Raw genomic sequence first — 16,086 nt, forward strand, 5'->3', positions numbered from 1 at the left:
CCGTACAATCAGCCCATGCCTTTAATCACTCTGCAAAGCGTCGACTACAGCGTCGGCGGCCCCTTGTTGCTGGAAAAAACCGACCTCACGATCGAGCCGGGCGAGCGTATCGCCCTGATCGGCCGCAACGGCGCCGGCAAATCGACCTTGATGAAACTGATTGCCGGCGAGCTCAAGCCCGACGATGGCGAAGTGCGCGTGCAACAGGGCGTGCGCATCGCGCGGCTGGAGCAGGAAGTGCCGCAGGGCACCGGCGGCAGCGTGTTCGATGTGGTGGCCGACGGCCTGGGCGAGCTGGGTCATTGGCTGGCCGAATTCCACCAGCTCAGTCATGCCGAGGTGTTCGATGCCGACGCGTTCGGCAAGGTGCAGGCCAAGATCGACGCGGCCGACGGCTGGGCGCTGGATCAGCGCGTCAGCGAGACGCTGACCAAGCTGGAACTGGATGGCGATGCGGAGTTTGCGCGGTTGTCCGGCGGCATGAAGCGGCGCGTGCTGCTGGCGCGCTCGCTGGTGTCCTCGCCGGATGTGCTGCTGCTGGACGAGCCAACCAACCACCTGGACATCGAAGCCATCGACTGGCTGGAGTCGTTCCTGAAGAACTGGAATGGCAGCGTGTTGTTCGTCACCCATGACCGGCGCTTCCTGCGTGCGTTGGCCACCCGCATCGTCGAGATCGACCGCGGGCAGGTCACCAGCTGGCCGGGCGACTGGGCCAATTACGAGCGTCGCCGCGAAGAGCGGCTCAATGCGCAGGCGCAGGAAAACGCGCGCTTCGACAAGATGCTGGCGCAGGAAGAAATCTGGATCCGTCAGGGCATCAAGGCGCGGCGTACCCGCGACGAAGGCCGCGTACGGCGTCTGGAATCGATGCGCAACGAGCGCGTGCAGCGCCGCGACCTGACCGGCAACGTGCGCATGGAAGTCTCGCAGGGCGAGTCCTCTGGCAAGAAGGTGATCGAGGCCAAGGAAGTCGGTTTCGCATTCGGCGCGCGCACGATGGTCAAGGATTTTTCGACCATCATCCAGCGCGGCGACCGCATCGGGCTGATCGGCCCCAATGGCAGCGGCAAGACCACCTTGCTGAAGTTGCTGCTGGGTGATCTGCAGGCGCAGCAGGGCGAAATCCGCATCGGCACCAATCTGCAGATCGCCTACTTCGATCAGTACCGTTCCACGCTGCGCGAGGACTGGAGCGCGATCGAGAACGTGGCCGAAGGCCGCGACTTCATCGAGATCAACGGCAAGCGCAAGCATGTGCATGCGTATCTGCAGGACTTTTTGTTCACCCCCGAGCGCGCACGTGCGCCGATCACCCGGCTGTCCGGTGGCGAGCGCAATCGGCTGCTGCTGGCCCGCCTGTTCGCGCAGCCGTCCAACCTGCTGGTGATGGACGAACCGACCAACGATCTGGACGTGGAAACGCTGGAGCTGCTGGAAGAGCTGCTGGGCGAGTACACCGGCACCTTGTTGCTGGTCAGCCATGACCGCGACTTCCTCGACAACGTGGTGACCTCCACGCTGGTGATGGAGGGCGAGGGCCTGATCGGCGATTACGTCGGCGGGTACAGCGATTCGTTGCGTCAGCGTCGCACCCCGGCGCCCAACGCGATGGCGGTCGCCAAGGCATCGGCGACGGCGGCGGCGACTACGTCGGTGGCGGCTGCGCTGCCGGCCGATGCCGCGCCCAAGCGCAAGCTCAGCTACAAGGACGCGCGTGAGCTGGAGCAATTGCCGGCCTTGATCGAAACCCTGGAGCAGCAGGTTGCGGCACTGACCGAGGCGATGAACGACCCGGCTTTCTACCAGCGCGACAGTGCGGCGATGGCCGCGCATACCGCCGCATTGGGCGATGCGCAGGCTCGGCTGGATGCAGCGTTCGCGCGCTGGAGCGAACTGGATAGTTGACGGTCGGGCCGGTGCGCGACTGCGTGCCGGCCTTGTGGATGTGTGGAGCGATAACTGGCACCACGCCTCCCACTACAGGGGTGGCAGCCGTGGGGCAGCGCGTCGCGTAAAACACGCGCTGGATACGCACCGGTGATAACCGATCACCAACACGCTGTGTTGATCGTGCTGTGTCCCGTGATTGCGGGATGCGTCTGGCAGGCAGCGCTTAGTCGGAGGCGCTCGCAGGCGCCACGAATGCCGCAAACGTGAGCCCGCGCGCGGCCCAGGCGGTAGCCGCTTCGTCGAGGATGTCCAGCAAGGTGTCGCGGTCGTTCGGCGCAGTGCGGGCCAGCGCATCGGCGCCGTCGATCAGCAGCGCATAGCCATGCGACGCCGGCAGCCACGCCAGATCGCGCAAGGCATCGGAGAGCGCGTCCCAGTTGCGGCCGAAGCCGGCCGGGAAGTCCAGTTGGGTGGCCAGACGCATCAGCAACCTGTGCTTGTCGCTGCAACTGGCCAGGTCCACGCGCAGGATGTGCAAGCCGGCATCGCGGGCAAGCGCGGCCATGGTGTCCAGATCGTCGGTCTCGGCTTGGTAGACGCCCGATTGCTGTGGGTCGGACAGGTCCAGTGCGAAGTCGCCCGCGCTCATGGCGCCTGCTCCGGGGCCGGGCCCTGGAACGATCTGAAACTCTGGTAATGATCGTCGCTGTAATACCACGCCTGCGGCGGCGTACCGCCGGTGACGATGCGGCGCGCACCGCGATCGGGACTGCCTGGGGTTTCCACGGTGTATTCGTGGTAGTAGCCGCGCGGACGCTCGGGCAGGCGCTGCTCACGATTGCCGAACACGCTGCCGTCCTGCGGATGCGGGAATGGCCCGCCGCGCTGGATCAGCACGATCGTGGCCATGGCCTCGGTCGGCAGGAACCCGGGCAACGCTTGCTGCTGCGGTGAGCGTTCAACCGGTGCTGCTGCGGCGATCGGCGCGCTGAGCTGCGGCGCGAAGTGCGGCTTGGGTGTCTGCATCGCGCGCATGCCCCATAACCCGGCGACGAGCAGCACGATGGCGACGATCAGCAAAGCGGGCTTGCGCATGACGGTTCCGGAAACAGGGTGTTGGGACGGCAGGGCAAGTATGCCGTTGCGCGACTGTGTCGACTTTGAACGCGCCGGCTGGTGGGACGGTTCACGCCCAAGTAACCAGGGCATGGTGCAAGGTGTGCAGCGAACACGACGCGGCATGCGATGGGATGAAGTTTCCCTGCCAATACCCTTGGTAAGCGCCGCCGCCGTCCTTACCATCTACCCCGCAACGCCCGGTCTTCGCCGGGCGGCAAGTCCAGGAGACACGCATGGCCTACACCCTCCCGCAGTTGCCCTACGCCTACGACGCGCTGGAACCCAACATCGATGCGCAGACGATGGAAATCCATCACACCAAGCATCACCAGACCTACATCAACAACGTCAACGCGGCGCTGGAAGGGACCGAGTACGCCGACCTGCCGGTGGAAGAGCTGGTGTCCAAGCTGAAGAGCCTGCCGGAAAACCTGCAGGGCCCGGTGCGCAACAACGGTGGTGGCCACGCCAACCATTCGCTGTTCTGGACCGTGCTGTCGCCCAATGGCGGCGGTGAGCCCAAGGGCGAGGTCGCCAAGGCGATCGACAAGGACATCGGTGGTTTCGAGAAGTTCAAGGAAGCCTTCACCAAGGCCGCCGTCAGCCGTTTCGGCTCGGGCTGGGCCTGGTTGAGCGTGACCCCGGACAAGAAGCTGGTGGTGGAAAGCACCGCCAACCAGGACAGCCCGCTGTTCGAAGGCAACACCCCGATCCTGGGTCTGGACGTGTGGGAACACGCGTACTACCTGAAGTACCAGAACCGTCGCCCGGAATACATCGGCGCGTTCTACAACGCAGTGAACTGGGAAGAAGTCGAGCGCCGCTACCACGCTGCGATCGCCTGAAGTCCTGCATCAGCGCCAGGTTCCACGTAGCGCTGTGACAGCGGCACCCAACGAACAAGGCCGGGAGTGATCCCGGCCTTATTCGTTTGCTGCGCGCTGTTGTAGGAGCGACCCTGGTCGCGAGGGGCTTTGCCGGGAAGGCCCGTCGCGCTCGGGCGCGCTCCTACGGTGTACGGCGCCGATGGGCTTTGCATCGAGCTGGAACGCACAAGGCCGGGAGTGATCCCGGCCTTATGCGTTTTGCTGCGCGCTGTTGTAGCAGCGACCCTGGTCGCGAGGGCTTTGCTGGGGAAGGCCCGTCGCGCTCGGGCGCGCTCCTACGTTGTGCGGCGCCGATGGGCTCTGCATCGAGCTGGAACGCACGAGGCCGGGAGCGATCCCGACCTTGTGCGTTTACGGCGCTGTTGTAGGAGCGACCCTGGTCGCGAGGGCTTTGCCGGGAAGGCCCGTCGCGCTCGGGCGCGCTCCTACGTTGTGCGGGCGTCGACCAGAACTTGGGGTCGGGCAGCGATCAGAACTTGGCGTCGAACTCGCGGGCGTAGCCGGTGTTGACGATGACCTTCTGCAGCGCGTCGCTGATCTTGATGTTGCCGGCCACGATCTGCTGCGTTTCCGGGCCCATGTTGTCCATGCGCGGCGGGGTGGCGCCCTTGTAGTCGCAGACGCGGCCACCGGCTTCGCGCACCAGCAGCACGCCGGCTGCGATGTCCCAGGCTTTGACGCCGGCCTCGAAATACGCATCGGCGCGGCCACAGGCCACATAGGCCAGGTCCAGCGCGGCAGAACCGGTACGACGCACATCCTCTGCCTGTACCAGCAACGCATCGACGCACTTCAGCTGCGCACTGATACGTGCGCGCTCGCGCGGCGGGAAGCCGGTATGGACCATCGCGCCTTCCAGGTCCTTGCGTTCGGCGATGCGGATGCGGCGGTCGTTGAGCACCGCGCCGGCGCCGCGGCTGGCGGTGAACAGCTCGTTGCGCAGCGGGTCGAAGATCACCGCATCGGTGGGTTCGCCGTTTTCCACCAGCGCGATCGACACGCAGTAATGCGGGAAGCCGCGCAGATAGTTGCTGGTGCCGTCCAGCGGGTCGATGACCCAGGTGTAGCGGCCACTCTTGCCACCTTGCACGCCGCCTTCTTCGCCGAACACGGCGTACTCGGGGTAGCCGCGCTTGAGTTCCTTGATGATGACCTTCTCGGCATCGGCATCGACTTCGCTGGCGTAGTCCATGCGGCCTTTCTGCACCACGTTGAGCGCATCGAGCTTGTTGATACCGCGCAACAGCACATTGCCGGCGAGGCGGGCGGCTTTGACCATGACGGTGACGGCGGGTTTCTGCATGGTTAAAGCTCCCGTGAAGGCAGAATCGAAAATGGCGAAGGTAAAAGAGCGGTCCGGCACCAAAGCCGGCCGCGCAGTTTACCATCTACGACCGAATCGCTCCCCAATCTCCGTTCATGTCCGTCAGCCAGCGCATCCGTTTTGTTCTTGTCGGCACCCAGCATCCAGGCAACATCGGCGCCGCCGCGCGCGCGATGAAGACGATGGGGGTGTCGCGCCTAGTGCTGGTGGCGCCGGAGCGTGCGCTCGACGAAGACGCCTATCGGCGTTCGGCCGGTGCCGAGGACGTGCTCGGCGAGGCGCCGATCTTCGCCACCCTGGCCGAGGCGGTGGCCGATTGCACCCTGGTGATCGGCTGCACCGCGCGTGCGCGCCGGGTCGCGCTGGAAGAGCTGCCGCCGGACGAGGGCGCGCGCCGTGCCTGGGCCAAGGCCGGCGAACCGGCCGAAGTGGCGATCGTGTTCGGCCGCGAGCGTACCGGCCTGACCAACGACGAGCTGCAGCTCTGCCATGCGGCGCTGCATATCCCCTCCGACCCGGCGTTCAGCTCGCTCAACCTGGCGGCGGCGGTACAAGTCGTGGCGTACGAGGTGCGGCTGGCGCAGCTGGCGGCCGGCGAAGCGGAGGCTGCGCCCGCCGCGGCGGCCGGCGCGCTGCGCGAGGGCCCGGCCAGCCATGCCCAACTGGAAGGCATGTTCGGCCAGTTGGGCCAGACCCTGGACGAGATCGACTTCCACAAGGGGCGCGCGCCGGAGTCGGCGATGCGCAAGCTGCGGCGGCTGCTGTTGCGCGCGGACATGAGCGAGCAGGAAGTGCGTTTGCTGCGCGGCATTCTGTCCGATGCGCAGCGCATGGCCATGCTGGCAAAGCGCAACGGAAACTGACGTCTGTCACATCTCGAAAGATTCGGCTAGGCTGTCGGCGGCTCTAGGGGAGTGTCCGTTTTGCGCGGTCTACGATGGTGTCTGATTGCCTGCGGGCTGTTGGCCGGGGCAGGCTTTGCCGCGACGGCGATAGCGGCGCCTTCCCCGGTATTGGTGCTTGGACGGATCAGCGACGATCCCGCCACGCATTACGCCCAACTCAAGCCCCTGCTGGACTACGTGGTGCCGCGCATGCACGAGGTCGGCATCCGCCGTGGCGAAATCCTGATGGCGCCGGATGCACGGCAGATGTCCAGTTACCTGCGGCGTGGCCGCGTCGACTGGGTCAGTGAAACCACCGGTGCGGCAATGCTGCTGGAACAGCGCGGCAGTGCGCACCCGCTGGTGATGACCGAGCGCGCCGGCCTGCGCGAGTTTCATACGGTGTTCTTCGTCCGCCGCGACAGCCCGATCCAGTCGCTCAAGCAGTTGCGCGGCCACACCCTGGCGTTGCAGAACGCCTCCTCCACCAGCGGCTATCTGCTGCCGATGCTGGAGCTGGTGCGCAACGGCATCGCCTGCGATGTGCTGCTGTCGCCGGATGACAGCCAGGTGCCGGGCTCGGTGGGTTACCTGATGGTCGGCTCGAAATTGAATATCTCCGCCTTCGTGCATCAGCACCTGATCGATGCGGGCGCTTTCAGCAACGCTGACTGGGACGACGAGCGCCACCTGCCACAGGTGTTCAAGCGCGACTTCCGCATCGTCCATCACAGTGCGCCGGTGCCGCGCGCGGTGGAGATGGTGCGTACCGGCATGGATCCGGCCGTAGAGCGGCGGCTGCGCGTGGTGCTGCTGCAGGCGGCCTCCGACCCCAAGGCCGGGCCGGCCTTGAAGCGCTTCTTCGGCACCACCGCCTTTCACCCGCTGGATGATGTCAATCGCCGGCGCCTGGATGGACTGAGCGCCGGGCTGCAACGTGTCAGGGATCAAGTGGAATGACTCAGGTGCGCTTCGGGTTGCAGGCACGCTTTCTGCTGGTGATGGCGCTGACGCTGCTGCTGGTCGGTGCGATCCTGGCGTCGCTGCTGCAGCGCCAGAGCGCGATGCAACGCGAAGTGCGCGGGCTCAGCGCGCAGATTCTGCACGAGCTGTTCGATCGCAGCCTGCGCACGCGTGGAGAGACCCTGGCCACCGAACTGGCGAGCGGTCTGGCCAATCCGCTGTACTACTCCGATCTGGGCGCGGTGGGGGCGCTGGTGCGCAATGCCTCGCGGCAGCAGGTGGTGAGCTACGTGCTGGTGTTCGATCGACGCGGCCGGCTGGTACACGATGGCTCGCACAATCTGCAGCGTTATGGCCAGGCCATGACCGATCCGCTCGCGGCCAGGGCGAAGACGACGCGCGCCATGCTATTGCAATCCTCGCCCGAAGTGCTGGACGTGACGGTGCCGATCAAGATCGGCGACCAGCGCATCGGCGGGGTGCGGGTGGGGATGTCGCGCGAGCGGGTGCGCAGGATCGAATCCGGCGCCAACCTGACCCTGGTGCAGAACCTCAACGCGATCGGCAAGCGCGATCTGGGCTGGTTGCTGGTGCTGCTGGCCGCGCTGGTGGCGCTGGGGGTGCTGTTGGCCATCTATGTGCAACGTACCCTGGTGGCGCCGGTGCGGTTGCTGGCTGCGGCCGCGCGCCAGATCGAGCGTGGCGACTACGCGGTGCAATTGCCGCCGCATCCGCGCAACGACGAGATCGGCGAGTTGATTTCCGCCTTCGGCCGCATGAGCGAGAGCATCGCCCGGCACGATCGCGAGGTGCGCCACATGGCCTACACCGATGCGCTGACCGGCCTGACCAACCGGCTGGGTTTCCGCGAAGGCCTGGACCATCTGCTCAACACCGCCCGCAGCACCGGCAGCAAGCTGGCGCTGCTGTTCGCCGACATCGACGACTTCAAGCGCGTCAACGACACGTTGGGCCACGAAGCCGGCGACGAGGCGCTGCTGCAGTTCGCCAGTCGCATCAGTCGCGCGGTCGGTGCGTTGGGCGGCGACGACGCGATCCTGGCGCGCTTCGGTGGCGATGAGTTCGTGATCCTGCTGCAAAATGGCGATGTCAGCCTGCTTGCCGCCCAGCTCGCAGACCGGCTGGTGCACGAATTGAGCCGCCCCTTGAATGTGCAGGGCCGGGAGGTGTTCCTGGGTACCTCGATCGGCATCACGCTGTTCCCGGACGACGCCAGCAACGCCACTGTGTTGCTGAAGAACGGCGACATCGCGATGTACCAGGCCAAGGTGGCGGGCAAGAACTGCCACCGCTTCTACAGCCGCGCCGCCGATCATGCAGTGGAGCGCCGTGTGCACATGGAGCACGAGCTGCGCGGGGCCTGGGATCGCGACGAGCTGCGGCTGGTCTATCAGCCGATCTATCGCACCAGCGACCGTGTGCTGGTGGGGGTGGAAGTGCTGTTGCGCTGGCAGCACCCGGCGCTGGGCACGATTGCGCCGTCCACCTTTATCGATATCGCAGAGCAAAGCGGCCTGATCGAGGTGATCGGCCCCAAGGTGCTGCGCGCGGCGTGTCTGGAAGCGGCGCAATGGCCGGTGGTGGGCGAGGGCTTGTTCATCTCGGTCAACGTCTCGCCCCGTCAGCTGCGCAGTGGCGACCTGATCGACACCGTGGCCGAGTGCCTGGCCGAGTCCGGCCTGCCGGCCGCGCGCTTGCACCTGGAGCTGACCGAAACGGCGGTGATCGGCGACGAAATGATGGCCGCCAGCCTGCTCGATCAATTGCACCGTACCGGTGTGAAGGTGTGGCTGGACGACTTCGGCACCGGTTTCTCCGGCTTGAGCCATCTGCGCCAGGTGCCGGTGGACGGGGTCAAGATCGACAAGAGTTTCATCGCCGACCTGCAGTGCGACCCGGACGATCTGGCGCTGACCACGGCCATCATCGGCATGGCACATTCGCTGGGCATCACGGTGGTGGCCGAGGGGATCGAGCAGGAAGCGCAGTTCAACCTGCTGCGCGAGCGTGGCTGCGACCTGGGCCAGGGCTACTGGTTCAGCCGCCCACTGAGCCCGGCTGACATGGTCAAGCTGATCGCCGCAGGCTGAGCAGCGTAGGAGCGCACCCGGGCGCGACGAAGCATGACCGGTAACGCCCGTCGCGCCCGGGTGCGCTCCTACGATCGATCCGATGTGTTTGAGAGCTGGGTGGTTACAGCGGCCGTTTGCCCGTGTCGCCGGGGATTTCGCGCACCAGGCGCGGCACCAGGTAGCCGGACAGGCGCGTGGCCAGTTCGGTGTGCAGGGCGCGCGCGCGCGCATCGTCCACTTCGAAATGCGCCACGCCGGCCACCCGGTCGAGCTGGTGCAGGTAATACGGCAGCACGCCGGCGGCGAAGCTGCGTTCGCTCAGGGCCGCCAGCGCGTCCACGCTGTCGTTGACGCCGCGCAGCAGCACGGCCTGGTTGAGCAACTGTGCGCCGGCTTCGCGCAGGGCGCGCATGGCATCGTCCACGGCGGTATCGAATTCGTTGGCGTGGTTGGCATGCACCACGAAGGCCACCGGCCACGGCAGGCTGCGCAGCCAGGCCAGCAGCGGCGCGTCGACGCGCTCGGGCAGCACGATCGGCAGCCGGCTGTGGATGCGCAGGCGCTTGATGTGGCCGATGGCAGCCAGCGCGTCGGTGAGTTCGGCCAGCTTGCCGGTGGCCAGCGACAGCGGGTCGCCGCCGGACAGCAGCACTTCGTCGATGCCGGGGTCGGCCGCGATCGTGGCGACCGCGTCGCGCCATCCGTCGCGCGCGGCGGTTTCCTCGGCATATGGGAAGTGGCGGCGGAAGCAGTAGCGGCAGTGCACCGCGCAGCTGCCGGTGGCGATCAGCAGCGCGCGGCCGCGGTACTTCTGGATCACCCCGTCGGCGGTCTTGGCGGCGCCATCGCCGACCGCATCCAGGCCGAAGCCGGGCACCGGCCGCATTTCATCGTCCAGCGGCAGCACCTGGCGCAGCAGCGGGTCGTGCAGGTCGCCATGGCGCATGCGCGCCACGAATGCCTGCGGCACCCGCAGCGGGAACTGGGCGGCGGCGGCATCGCTGATCCCGGCCGCCTGCGCCTCCAGGCCCAGCAACGCCAGCAGCGCGCGCGGGTCGCGCACGGCGTCGCGCCACTGCTGCTGCCAGCGCGGCGGTTGCAGGGTGGGCGGCGGAGATGGCTGCAAGGCGAGGGGGGCTGCGGGTATCATGTGCGGTCACAAAACCAATGCCCGCCGGTTGCGGCGGGCGCCCCATTCTAATCCGACCTGCCACGGCCTGTGGCAGGTCGTGGTCTTATCGAGGAGCTGCACCATGGCCACTGTTGGCATGAACGACGTCAAGAACGGCATGAAGATCCTGGTCAACAACGAGCCGGCGGTCATCACCGAGACCGAATACGTCAAGCCGGGCAAGGGCCAGGCCTTCACCCGCATGAAGTACCGCTTCATCAAGTCCGGCCGCGTGGTCGAAATGACCATGAAGGCGACCGACGACGTGGAAGTGGCCGACGTGGTCGATACCGACATGCGCTACCTGTACAGCGATGGCGAGTACTGGCACTTCATGGACCCGGAAACCTTCGAGCAGGTGCAGACCGACAAGGCCGGCATGGGTGGCGCCGACAAGTGGCTCAAGGGCGAGGAAGACTGCATCGTGACGCTGTGGAACGGCACGCCGATCTGGGTGCAGCCGCCGAACTTCGTCGAGCTGAAGATCACCGAGACCGACCCGGGCGTGCGCGGCGATACCTCCGGCGGCGGCGGCAAGCCGGCGACGCTGGAAACCGGCGCGGTGGTGCGCGTGCCGCTGTTCGTCAACCAGGACGAAATCATCAAGGTTGACACCCGCTCGGGCGAATACTCGGCGCGCGTCAAGTAAGACGATGCGTCCGGGACACTGGCCTGATCGAGCGGGACGCGGTGCCAGTGTCGTGTTGGGGCTGTGGGGTGCGCTGCTCGCGTGCCCGGCGTTTGCGCAATCGGCTGCCGCAACCTGCGATGCCGCTGACGTGGCCGCCGTTGCGGCCATTGCAACGTCCGGCGTCGTGGGCGGCGCTGCCGCCACGGTGCCGGTCGACCGTTTGGTGGCCCAGAGCTGCAAGCCGTGGCCGAACGATGCGGCGATCCGGCTGGCGGCAATCGCATTTGCCGGCGATGCGGAGAGCGTGCCTGGCGAGCGCGACCTCGAGTTGCGCGTGGCCATGCTCGATGCCGCCAGCGGCAAGGTGCTGGCGTTCTACGCGCAGGCAATGGGCGAGGACGCCGCCTTTGAACTGGCTGCCGACAGCCTGCGCCTGGACACCGCGCGCTACGACCTGGCCAAGGGCGTGCGTGCGATCGGCGTGGTGGTGCACAGCGCCGCGCGCGGGCCCAGCTGCCCGGATTTTTACAGCAATCAGGCATTGACCCTGCTGGTGCGCGAGGGGCGCAGTCTGCGCCCGGTGCTGCAACGCGATCTCTATGCGTGGCAACGTGTGAAAGGCGAGCCGTGCAGTCTGGGCAAGGGCGATGTGATCACCGAAGTGGCCAATCTGAGCGTGAGCATGGCGCCGCAGGTACACGCCGGCTACGCGGACATCGTGCTGACAGCCAACGTGGCTACCGTGGAGAGCGCCGCTGGCAGCGACACCGATACCGAACGCACCCGTCGCGTGCGCCAGGTGCTGCGCTACGACGGCCAGCGCTATGTGCCTGTGGCCGGTGGCGATCCCAGCTGGCCGTTCGACAATTAACCTTTTATGGATCCGCTCATGACCAATGCCCCTCCCGAAGGCTGCGACCTGTTGATCGAAGCCGGCTACGTCGTGCCGATCGAGCCGCATGCGGTGGTGCTCGATGATCACGCGGTAGCGGTGCACAACGGCGTCATCGTGGCGATCCTGCCGACCGCCGAGGCGCGCCTGCGGTTTGCGCCGACGCAGACCGTGTCGCGCCCGGAGGCCGCCCTGATCCCGGGCCTGGTCAATGCGCATACACATAACCCGATGACGCTGCTGCGTGGCGTTGCCGACGATCTGCCGCTGATGGTGTGGCTGCAGCAGCACATCTGGCCGGTGGAAGCGGCGGTGATCGGGCCAGAGTTCGTCGCCGACGGCACCACGCTGGCGATCGCCGAAATGCTGCGTGGCGGCACCACCTGCGTCAACGAAAACTACTTCTTCGCCGATGTGCAGGCGGCCGTGTACAAGCAGCACGGTTTCCGTGCGCTGGTCGGCGCGGTGATCATCGATTTCCCCACCGCCTGGGCATCGTCGGACGACGAATACTTCGCACGGGCCGGCGAACTGCACGACCAGTGGCGCGACGATCCGCTGATCAGCACCGCCTTCGCGCCGCACGCGCCGTACACGGTCAACGACGCCAACTTCGAGCGCGTGCGCATGCTGGCCGACCAGCTGGATCTGCCGGTGCATCTGCACACGCACGAAACCGCGCAGGAAGTGGCCGATTCGGTTGCCCAGTACGGGCAGCGCCCGCTGGCGCGGCTGGATCGCCTGGGGCTGGTCAACGACCGCCTGATCGCCGTGCACATGACCCAGCTCACCGAGGCGGAAATCCACCTGTGCGCCGAGCGCGGCGTCAGCGTGGTGCATTGCCCGGAGTCCAACCTCAAGCTCGCTTCGGGTTTTTGCCCGGCCTGCGCGCTGCAACGTGCCGGCGTGAACCTGGCGATCGGCACCGACGGCTGCGCCAGCAACAACGACCTGGACATGTTCAGCGAGAACCGCACGGCGGCGATCCTGGCCAAGGCAGTGGCCAACGATGCCACCGCACTGGACGCGGCCACCACGCTGCGTGCGGCCACACTGGGCGGCGCGCGCGCGTTGGGCTTCGGCGACAGGATCGGCTCGATCGAAATCGGCAAGCAGGCCGATCTGGTCTGCGTGGATCTGTCCGCACTGGAGACCCAGCCGCTGCATCATGTGCTGTCGCAACTGATCTACGCCGCCGGCCGTCATCAGGTCACCGATGTGTGGATCGCCGGCAAGCCCAAGCTGGTGCAGCGCGAGCTCATCGACATGGACACCGCTGCCCTGGTCGCCAATGCACGGCAGTGGCGCGAGCGCATCCGCACCGTCCGCGCCTGAGCGCGCGTCACCCCATCACGGAGCTCCGCATGAATCCGAATCCCCAATCCAATTCCAGCAACTTCCATCAGAGCGAGCTGGACAAGTTCGCGGCGCTGGCCAACCGCTGGTGGGATGCCGACGGCCCGCAGAAGCCGCTGCATGCGCTCAATCCGGTGCGTCTGGACTATGTGTCCGCACGGCTGGGCCTGGCCGGCGCGCGTGTACTCGATGTCGGCTGCGGCGGCGGTCTGCTCAGCGAGTCGATGGCGCGTCTGGGCGCACAGGTCACGGCGATCGATCTGGCGCCGGAGCTGGTCAAGGTGGCGCGCCTGCACAGTCTGGAATCGGGCGTGCAGGTGGATTACCGCGTGCAGTCGGTGGAAGACCTGGCCGCCGAACAGCCGGGCAGCTTCGATGCGGTGACCTGCATGGAAATGCTCGAGCACGTGCCGGACCCGACCGCGATCATCCGCGCCTGCGCCAGCCTGCTCAAGCCGGGCGGCAAGCTGTTTTTGTCCACGCTCAACCGCACCCCGGCCGCGTTTGCGCTGGCGGTGGTCGGCGCCGAGTACATCGCGCGGTTGCTGCCCAGGGGCACGCATCACTACAAGGATTTCATCAAGCCGGCAGAGCTTGCGGCGTGGTTGCGCAGTGCCGCACTGCAGCTGGAAGACGTCAGCGGCATGGTGTACGAGCCGTGGCGCAATCGTGCGCGCCTGTCGTCGCGGACCGAGGTCAATTACCTGGCTTATGCGGTGAAGCCGTGACGAGCGGGGATTGGACATTGGAGATTCGGGATTCGCAACGGCACGTGCGTGTTTGATGTCGGCCGAATCGCAATTTACCGATGACCGCAGGCAAGCGCAGAGTAGCGGGGCGGCAATGAAGTTTCCGCGTGCGGTGTTGTTCGACCTGGATGGTACTTTGCTCGATAGTGCGCCGGACATGCTGGCGACTGTCAACGCGATGCTGGATGCGCGCGGGCGTGCGCCGATGGCGTTGGCGCAGTTGCGTCCGGTGGTGTCCAAGGGCGCGCGCGCGATGCTGGCGGTGGCGTTTGCCGAACTCGATGTGGCCGAGCGCGATGCCTTGGTGCCGGAATTTCTGCGTCGTTACGAGGCCTTGATCGGTACGCAGTCGCAGCTGTTCGATGGTGTCGAAGAACTGCTGCTGCGGCTGGAGCGCGCCGGTTGCATCTGGGGCGTGGTCACCAACAAGCCCGAATATCTGGCCCGGCTGATCCTGCCGCAATTGGGGTGGGAGCAACGCTGCGCGGTGTTGATCGGCGGCGATACGCTTGCCGAGCGCAAGCCGCATCCGCTGCCCTTGCTGACCGCGGCCGAGCGCATCGGCGTTGCGCCAGCGCACTGCGTCTACGTCGGCGACGACGAGCGCGACATCCTGGCCGCGCGCGCGGCGGCGATGCCCTCGGTGGCGGTGTTGTGGGGCTATCGCCTGCACGACGACGAGCCGTCGCGCTGGCAGGCCGACGTCCTCGTCGCGCAGCCGCAGACACTGTGGGATGCCGTGGCGTGGCCGCAGATCTGATCTTCTTTCGTTTTTTTCTGGACCCGCCATGAGCCAATCCAGCGCTCTCGACAGTTTTCTCGACAAGTGGCGCACGCGCTGGCCGGAATGGTCGGTTGCCGAGCCCTTCATTCCCGAGCCGCAGCGACGCCTCACGGCGGCCTGGTTTGCGCTGCTGCAGGAATGGGAAGACATCATGAACATCGCCGGCGACCCGTTGCCGGCCGACGCCAAGCTGGCATGGTGGCAGCAGGAGCTACGCGACTGGTCGCAGCAGCGTTCGCGCCATCCGCTCGGGCGCGTGCTGGAGCCGGTGCCTGCGCCATGGGCGCAGCTGGCCGACACCTTGCCGGCCATGCAGGACGCCCGTGCGCAGCCGCAATCCTTGCAGCAGGCGTTGGCGAGATTGCGTGCCTTCGCCGAGGCCGTGGTCGGCGTGGAAGCCGCGCTGTTTGCGCGTACCCAGCCTGGCGATGCCACCGCAGTGGCGCTGCAATGGCTGGATGCACGCCAGCGTGTGGTTGGCGACAGCGCCGCACCCGGCGACATGACGCTCGCCGCATGGCGCACGCAATTGCTGCGCGCCTGGCCGCGCAAACCGGCGTTGGCGCGCCCGCACCGGGTATGGTCGCGGCTGGCCCGCTTGCGCTTGCAGCGCGAGCTTGCCGGCAAGGCAGCCTATCCACCGCCCGTGCAGCAGTTGTGGCATAGCTGGCGTGCTGCCAGCGGCGCGGACTAAAAGCGGCTAACAAGACGTAGCGAGCGGTCGTCAGGTGAGTGCGGGTGGCGCGCGGTGAGCGGAGTGTACGGGTGGTGCATGCCGGTTCCAGGCGTCGGCTGCGCATGCCTGAAGCTAGCGCGGTAGTTTTGTTGGCGGTTCCAGGTCTCGATTGCTCGATGCATTGTGTATCAGGGCTTGTAAAGCGCGGTAGATTAGCGGTGGAGCGGTCGATCTGCGGCTTGGCTGCGAGGCCCTTGCCCGCCCACCGTCGCGGGACACGCCGCAAGTACGTCCGTGTAGGCTCTTCTGCGGCATCCATGCCGCATAAGGTCCCGCGACGGTGAGTGGACAAGGACCAGTCGAGAGCGTCGGTGTGCATGGCAAGAGCAGGACCGGCGGCCGGCGGGTCAGATGCAGCGGTGGTTGCATGAACCTTGTGCGATCTGGCCGACGTGGTCTGATTTTCGAACAACACGTTCCGTCGAAGGCGGGCAGCAAGTTGGTTGGGTTTGCCTCTATCGCTAAATAGCCATGCACCCATGTATGCAAGTGACCAAGCCGCTGCGTTAAGTCACCTCGGATAGGTCGTCTCGGTTTTGCGGTTGCATCAGCGCATAGCTAACTCTTCAGGCGCGATGTCCTTACCGGTTCCGGGATCCTTGGC

The 16,086-nt window shown here is 66.4% G+C and carries 15 protein-coding genes and 1 other RNA gene; 11 read left to right on the forward strand and 5 right to left on the reverse strand.

The window, feature by feature from the left end; genetic code table 11:
- Nucleotides 1-15: 15 nt before the first annotated feature.
- Nucleotides 16-1,908, forward strand: coding sequence for an ATP-binding cassette domain-containing protein (locus XARJCFBP2528_RS03890; RefSeq protein WP_016904850.1), 1,893 nt, complete (start codon nt 16-18; stop codon nt 1,906-1,908).
- A 208-nt stretch (nt 1,909-2,116) separates the two neighbouring features.
- Here the strand turns inward: XARJCFBP2528_RS03890 and XARJCFBP2528_RS03895 are convergent, their stop codons facing one another.
- Complete coding sequence (locus XARJCFBP2528_RS03895) at nt 2,117-2,542, reverse strand: barstar family protein (protein ID WP_016904849.1); 426 nt, start codon at nt 2,540-2,542, stop codon at nt 2,117-2,119.
- Nucleotides 2,539-2,988: a guanyl-specific ribonuclease gene (locus XARJCFBP2528_RS03900; RefSeq protein WP_016904848.1), complete on the reverse strand. Its 450-nt coding sequence runs from the start codon at nt 2,986-2,988 to the stop codon at nt 2,539-2,541. Before XARJCFBP2528_RS03900 ends, XARJCFBP2528_RS03895 begins: the two co-directional genes overlap by 4 nt.
- A 257-nt stretch (nt 2,989-3,245) precedes the next feature.
- Here XARJCFBP2528_RS03900 and XARJCFBP2528_RS03905 point away from each other — a divergent pair, with 257 nt between their 5' ends.
- Nucleotides 3,246-3,857: a superoxide dismutase gene (locus XARJCFBP2528_RS03905; protein ID WP_016904847.1), complete on the forward strand. Its 612-nt coding sequence runs from the start codon at nt 3,246-3,248 to the stop codon at nt 3,855-3,857.
- A 511-nt stretch (nt 3,858-4,368) separates the two neighbouring features.
- Here XARJCFBP2528_RS03905 and XARJCFBP2528_RS03910 read toward each other — a convergent pair.
- Complete coding sequence (locus XARJCFBP2528_RS03910) at nt 4,369-5,202, reverse strand: inositol monophosphatase family protein (protein WP_016905058.1); 834 nt, start codon at nt 5,200-5,202, stop codon at nt 4,369-4,371.
- A 116-nt stretch (nt 5,203-5,318) separates the two neighbouring features.
- Between XARJCFBP2528_RS03910 and XARJCFBP2528_RS03915 the strand changes: the two genes are divergently transcribed.
- Genes XARJCFBP2528_RS03915 through XARJCFBP2528_RS03925 form a run of 3 tightly spaced genes read left to right on the forward strand, consistent with a single transcriptional unit; the run spans nt 5,319 to nt 9,181 of the window.
- Entirely contained in the window at nt 5,319-6,086 is a 768-nt protein-coding gene (locus XARJCFBP2528_RS03915; RefSeq protein ID WP_016905057.1) for an RNA methyltransferase, read from the forward strand.
- A gap of 51 nt (nt 6,087-6,137) precedes the next feature.
- Complete coding sequence (locus tag XARJCFBP2528_RS03920; RefSeq protein ID WP_047124335.1) at nt 6,138-7,067, forward strand: phosphate/phosphite/phosphonate ABC transporter substrate-binding protein; 930 nt, start codon at nt 6,138-6,140, stop codon at nt 7,065-7,067.
- Entirely contained in the window at nt 7,064-9,181 is a 2,118-nt protein-coding gene (locus XARJCFBP2528_RS03925) for a putative bifunctional diguanylate cyclase/phosphodiesterase (protein WP_047124336.1), read from the forward strand. The genes XARJCFBP2528_RS03920 and XARJCFBP2528_RS03925 overlap by 4 nt, the downstream gene beginning before the upstream one ends.
- A 103-nt stretch (nt 9,182-9,284) precedes the next feature.
- On the opposite strand, the gene epmB is transcribed toward XARJCFBP2528_RS03925, so the two are convergent.
- Nucleotides 9,285-10,313, reverse strand: a complete 1,029-nt coding sequence (epmB, locus tag XARJCFBP2528_RS03930; protein ID WP_026064641.1) for an EF-P beta-lysylation protein EpmB — start codon at nt 10,311-10,313, stop codon at nt 9,285-9,287.
- Between the two features lie 103 nt (nt 10,314-10,416).
- On the opposite strand from epmB, the gene efp reads away from it, so the two are divergent.
- From efp to XARJCFBP2528_RS03960, 6 genes are all read left to right on the forward strand, one after another.
- A complete protein-coding gene (gene efp, locus XARJCFBP2528_RS03935) occupies nt 10,417-10,983 on the forward strand; it encodes an elongation factor P (RefSeq protein ID WP_007962665.1) in 567 nt (188 codons plus the stop codon).
- Between the two features lie 52 nt (nt 10,984-11,035).
- On the forward strand, nt 11,036-11,836 hold the full coding sequence (locus XARJCFBP2528_RS03940) for a PA3715 family protein (RefSeq protein WP_459186510.1): 801 nt from the start codon (nt 11,036-11,038) through the stop codon (nt 11,834-11,836).
- Between the two features lie 18 nt (nt 11,837-11,854).
- A complete protein-coding gene (locus XARJCFBP2528_RS03945) occupies nt 11,855-13,192 on the forward strand; it encodes a TRZ/ATZ family hydrolase (RefSeq protein WP_026064640.1) in 1,338 nt (445 codons plus the stop codon).
- A 29-nt stretch (nt 13,193-13,221) separates the two neighbouring features.
- Entirely contained in the window at nt 13,222-13,941 is a 720-nt protein-coding gene (gene ubiG / locus XARJCFBP2528_RS03950; protein ID WP_016903780.1) for a bifunctional 2-polyprenyl-6-hydroxyphenol methylase/3-demethylubiquinol 3-O-methyltransferase UbiG, read from the forward strand.
- 115 nt (nt 13,942-14,056) lie between these two features.
- A complete protein-coding gene (locus XARJCFBP2528_RS03955; protein WP_026064639.1) occupies nt 14,057-14,722 on the forward strand; it encodes a phosphoglycolate phosphatase in 666 nt (221 codons plus the stop codon).
- A gap of 28 nt (nt 14,723-14,750) precedes the next feature.
- A complete protein-coding gene (locus XARJCFBP2528_RS03960) occupies nt 14,751-15,440 on the forward strand; it encodes a squalene/phytoene synthase family protein (RefSeq protein ID WP_016903778.1) in 690 nt (229 codons plus the stop codon).
- A 4-nt stretch (nt 15,441-15,444) separates the two neighbouring features.
- Here the strand turns inward: XARJCFBP2528_RS03960 and XARJCFBP2528_RS22010 are convergent.
- Nucleotides 15,445-15,520: non-coding RNA, sX9 sRNA (locus tag XARJCFBP2528_RS22010), on the reverse strand.
- Nucleotides 15,521-16,086: the final 566 nt, after the last annotated feature.

Origin of the sequence: Xanthomonas arboricola pv. juglandis, assembly GCF_001013475.1 — a bacterium.
GTDB lineage: Bacteria > Pseudomonadota > Gammaproteobacteria > Xanthomonadales > Xanthomonadaceae > Xanthomonas > Xanthomonas arboricola.

Bases quoted from the DNA above. Each gene is read 5' to 3' on its own strand.
- XARJCFBP2528_RS03890 (WP_016904850.1), top strand. From the start codon at position 16: ATGCCTTTAATCACTCTGCAAAGCGTCGACTACAGCGTCGGCGGCCCC.
- XARJCFBP2528_RS03895 (WP_016904849.1), bottom strand. From the start codon at position 2,542: ATGAGCGCGGGCGACTTCGCACTGGACCTGTCCGACCCACAGCAATCG.
- XARJCFBP2528_RS03900 (WP_016904848.1), bottom strand. From the start codon at position 2,988: ATGCGCAAGCCCGCTTTGCTGATCGTCGCCATCGTGCTGCTCGTCGCC.
- XARJCFBP2528_RS03905 (WP_016904847.1), top strand. From the start codon at position 3,246: ATGGCCTACACCCTCCCGCAGTTGCCCTACGCCTACGACGCGCTGGAA.
- XARJCFBP2528_RS03910 (WP_016905058.1), bottom strand. From the start codon at position 5,202: ATGCAGAAACCCGCCGTCACCGTCATGGTCAAAGCCGCCCGCCTCGCC.
- XARJCFBP2528_RS03915 (WP_016905057.1), top strand. From the start codon at position 5,319: ATGTCCGTCAGCCAGCGCATCCGTTTTGTTCTTGTCGGCACCCAGCAT.
- XARJCFBP2528_RS03925 (WP_047124336.1), top strand. From the start codon at position 7,064: ATGACTCAGGTGCGCTTCGGGTTGCAGGCACGCTTTCTGCTGGTGATG.
- epmB (WP_026064641.1), bottom strand. From the start codon at position 10,313: ATGATACCCGCAGCCCCCCTCGCCTTGCAGCCATCTCCGCCGCCCACC.
- efp (WP_007962665.1), top strand. From the start codon at position 10,417: ATGGCCACTGTTGGCATGAACGACGTCAAGAACGGCATGAAGATCCTG.
- XARJCFBP2528_RS03945 (WP_026064640.1), top strand. From the start codon at position 11,855: ATGACCAATGCCCCTCCCGAAGGCTGCGACCTGTTGATCGAAGCCGGC.
- ubiG (WP_016903780.1), top strand. From the start codon at position 13,222: ATGAATCCGAATCCCCAATCCAATTCCAGCAACTTCCATCAGAGCGAG.
- XARJCFBP2528_RS03955 (WP_026064639.1), top strand. From the start codon at position 14,057: ATGAAGTTTCCGCGTGCGGTGTTGTTCGACCTGGATGGTACTTTGCTC.
- XARJCFBP2528_RS03960 (WP_016903778.1), top strand. From the start codon at position 14,751: ATGAGCCAATCCAGCGCTCTCGACAGTTTTCTCGACAAGTGGCGCACG.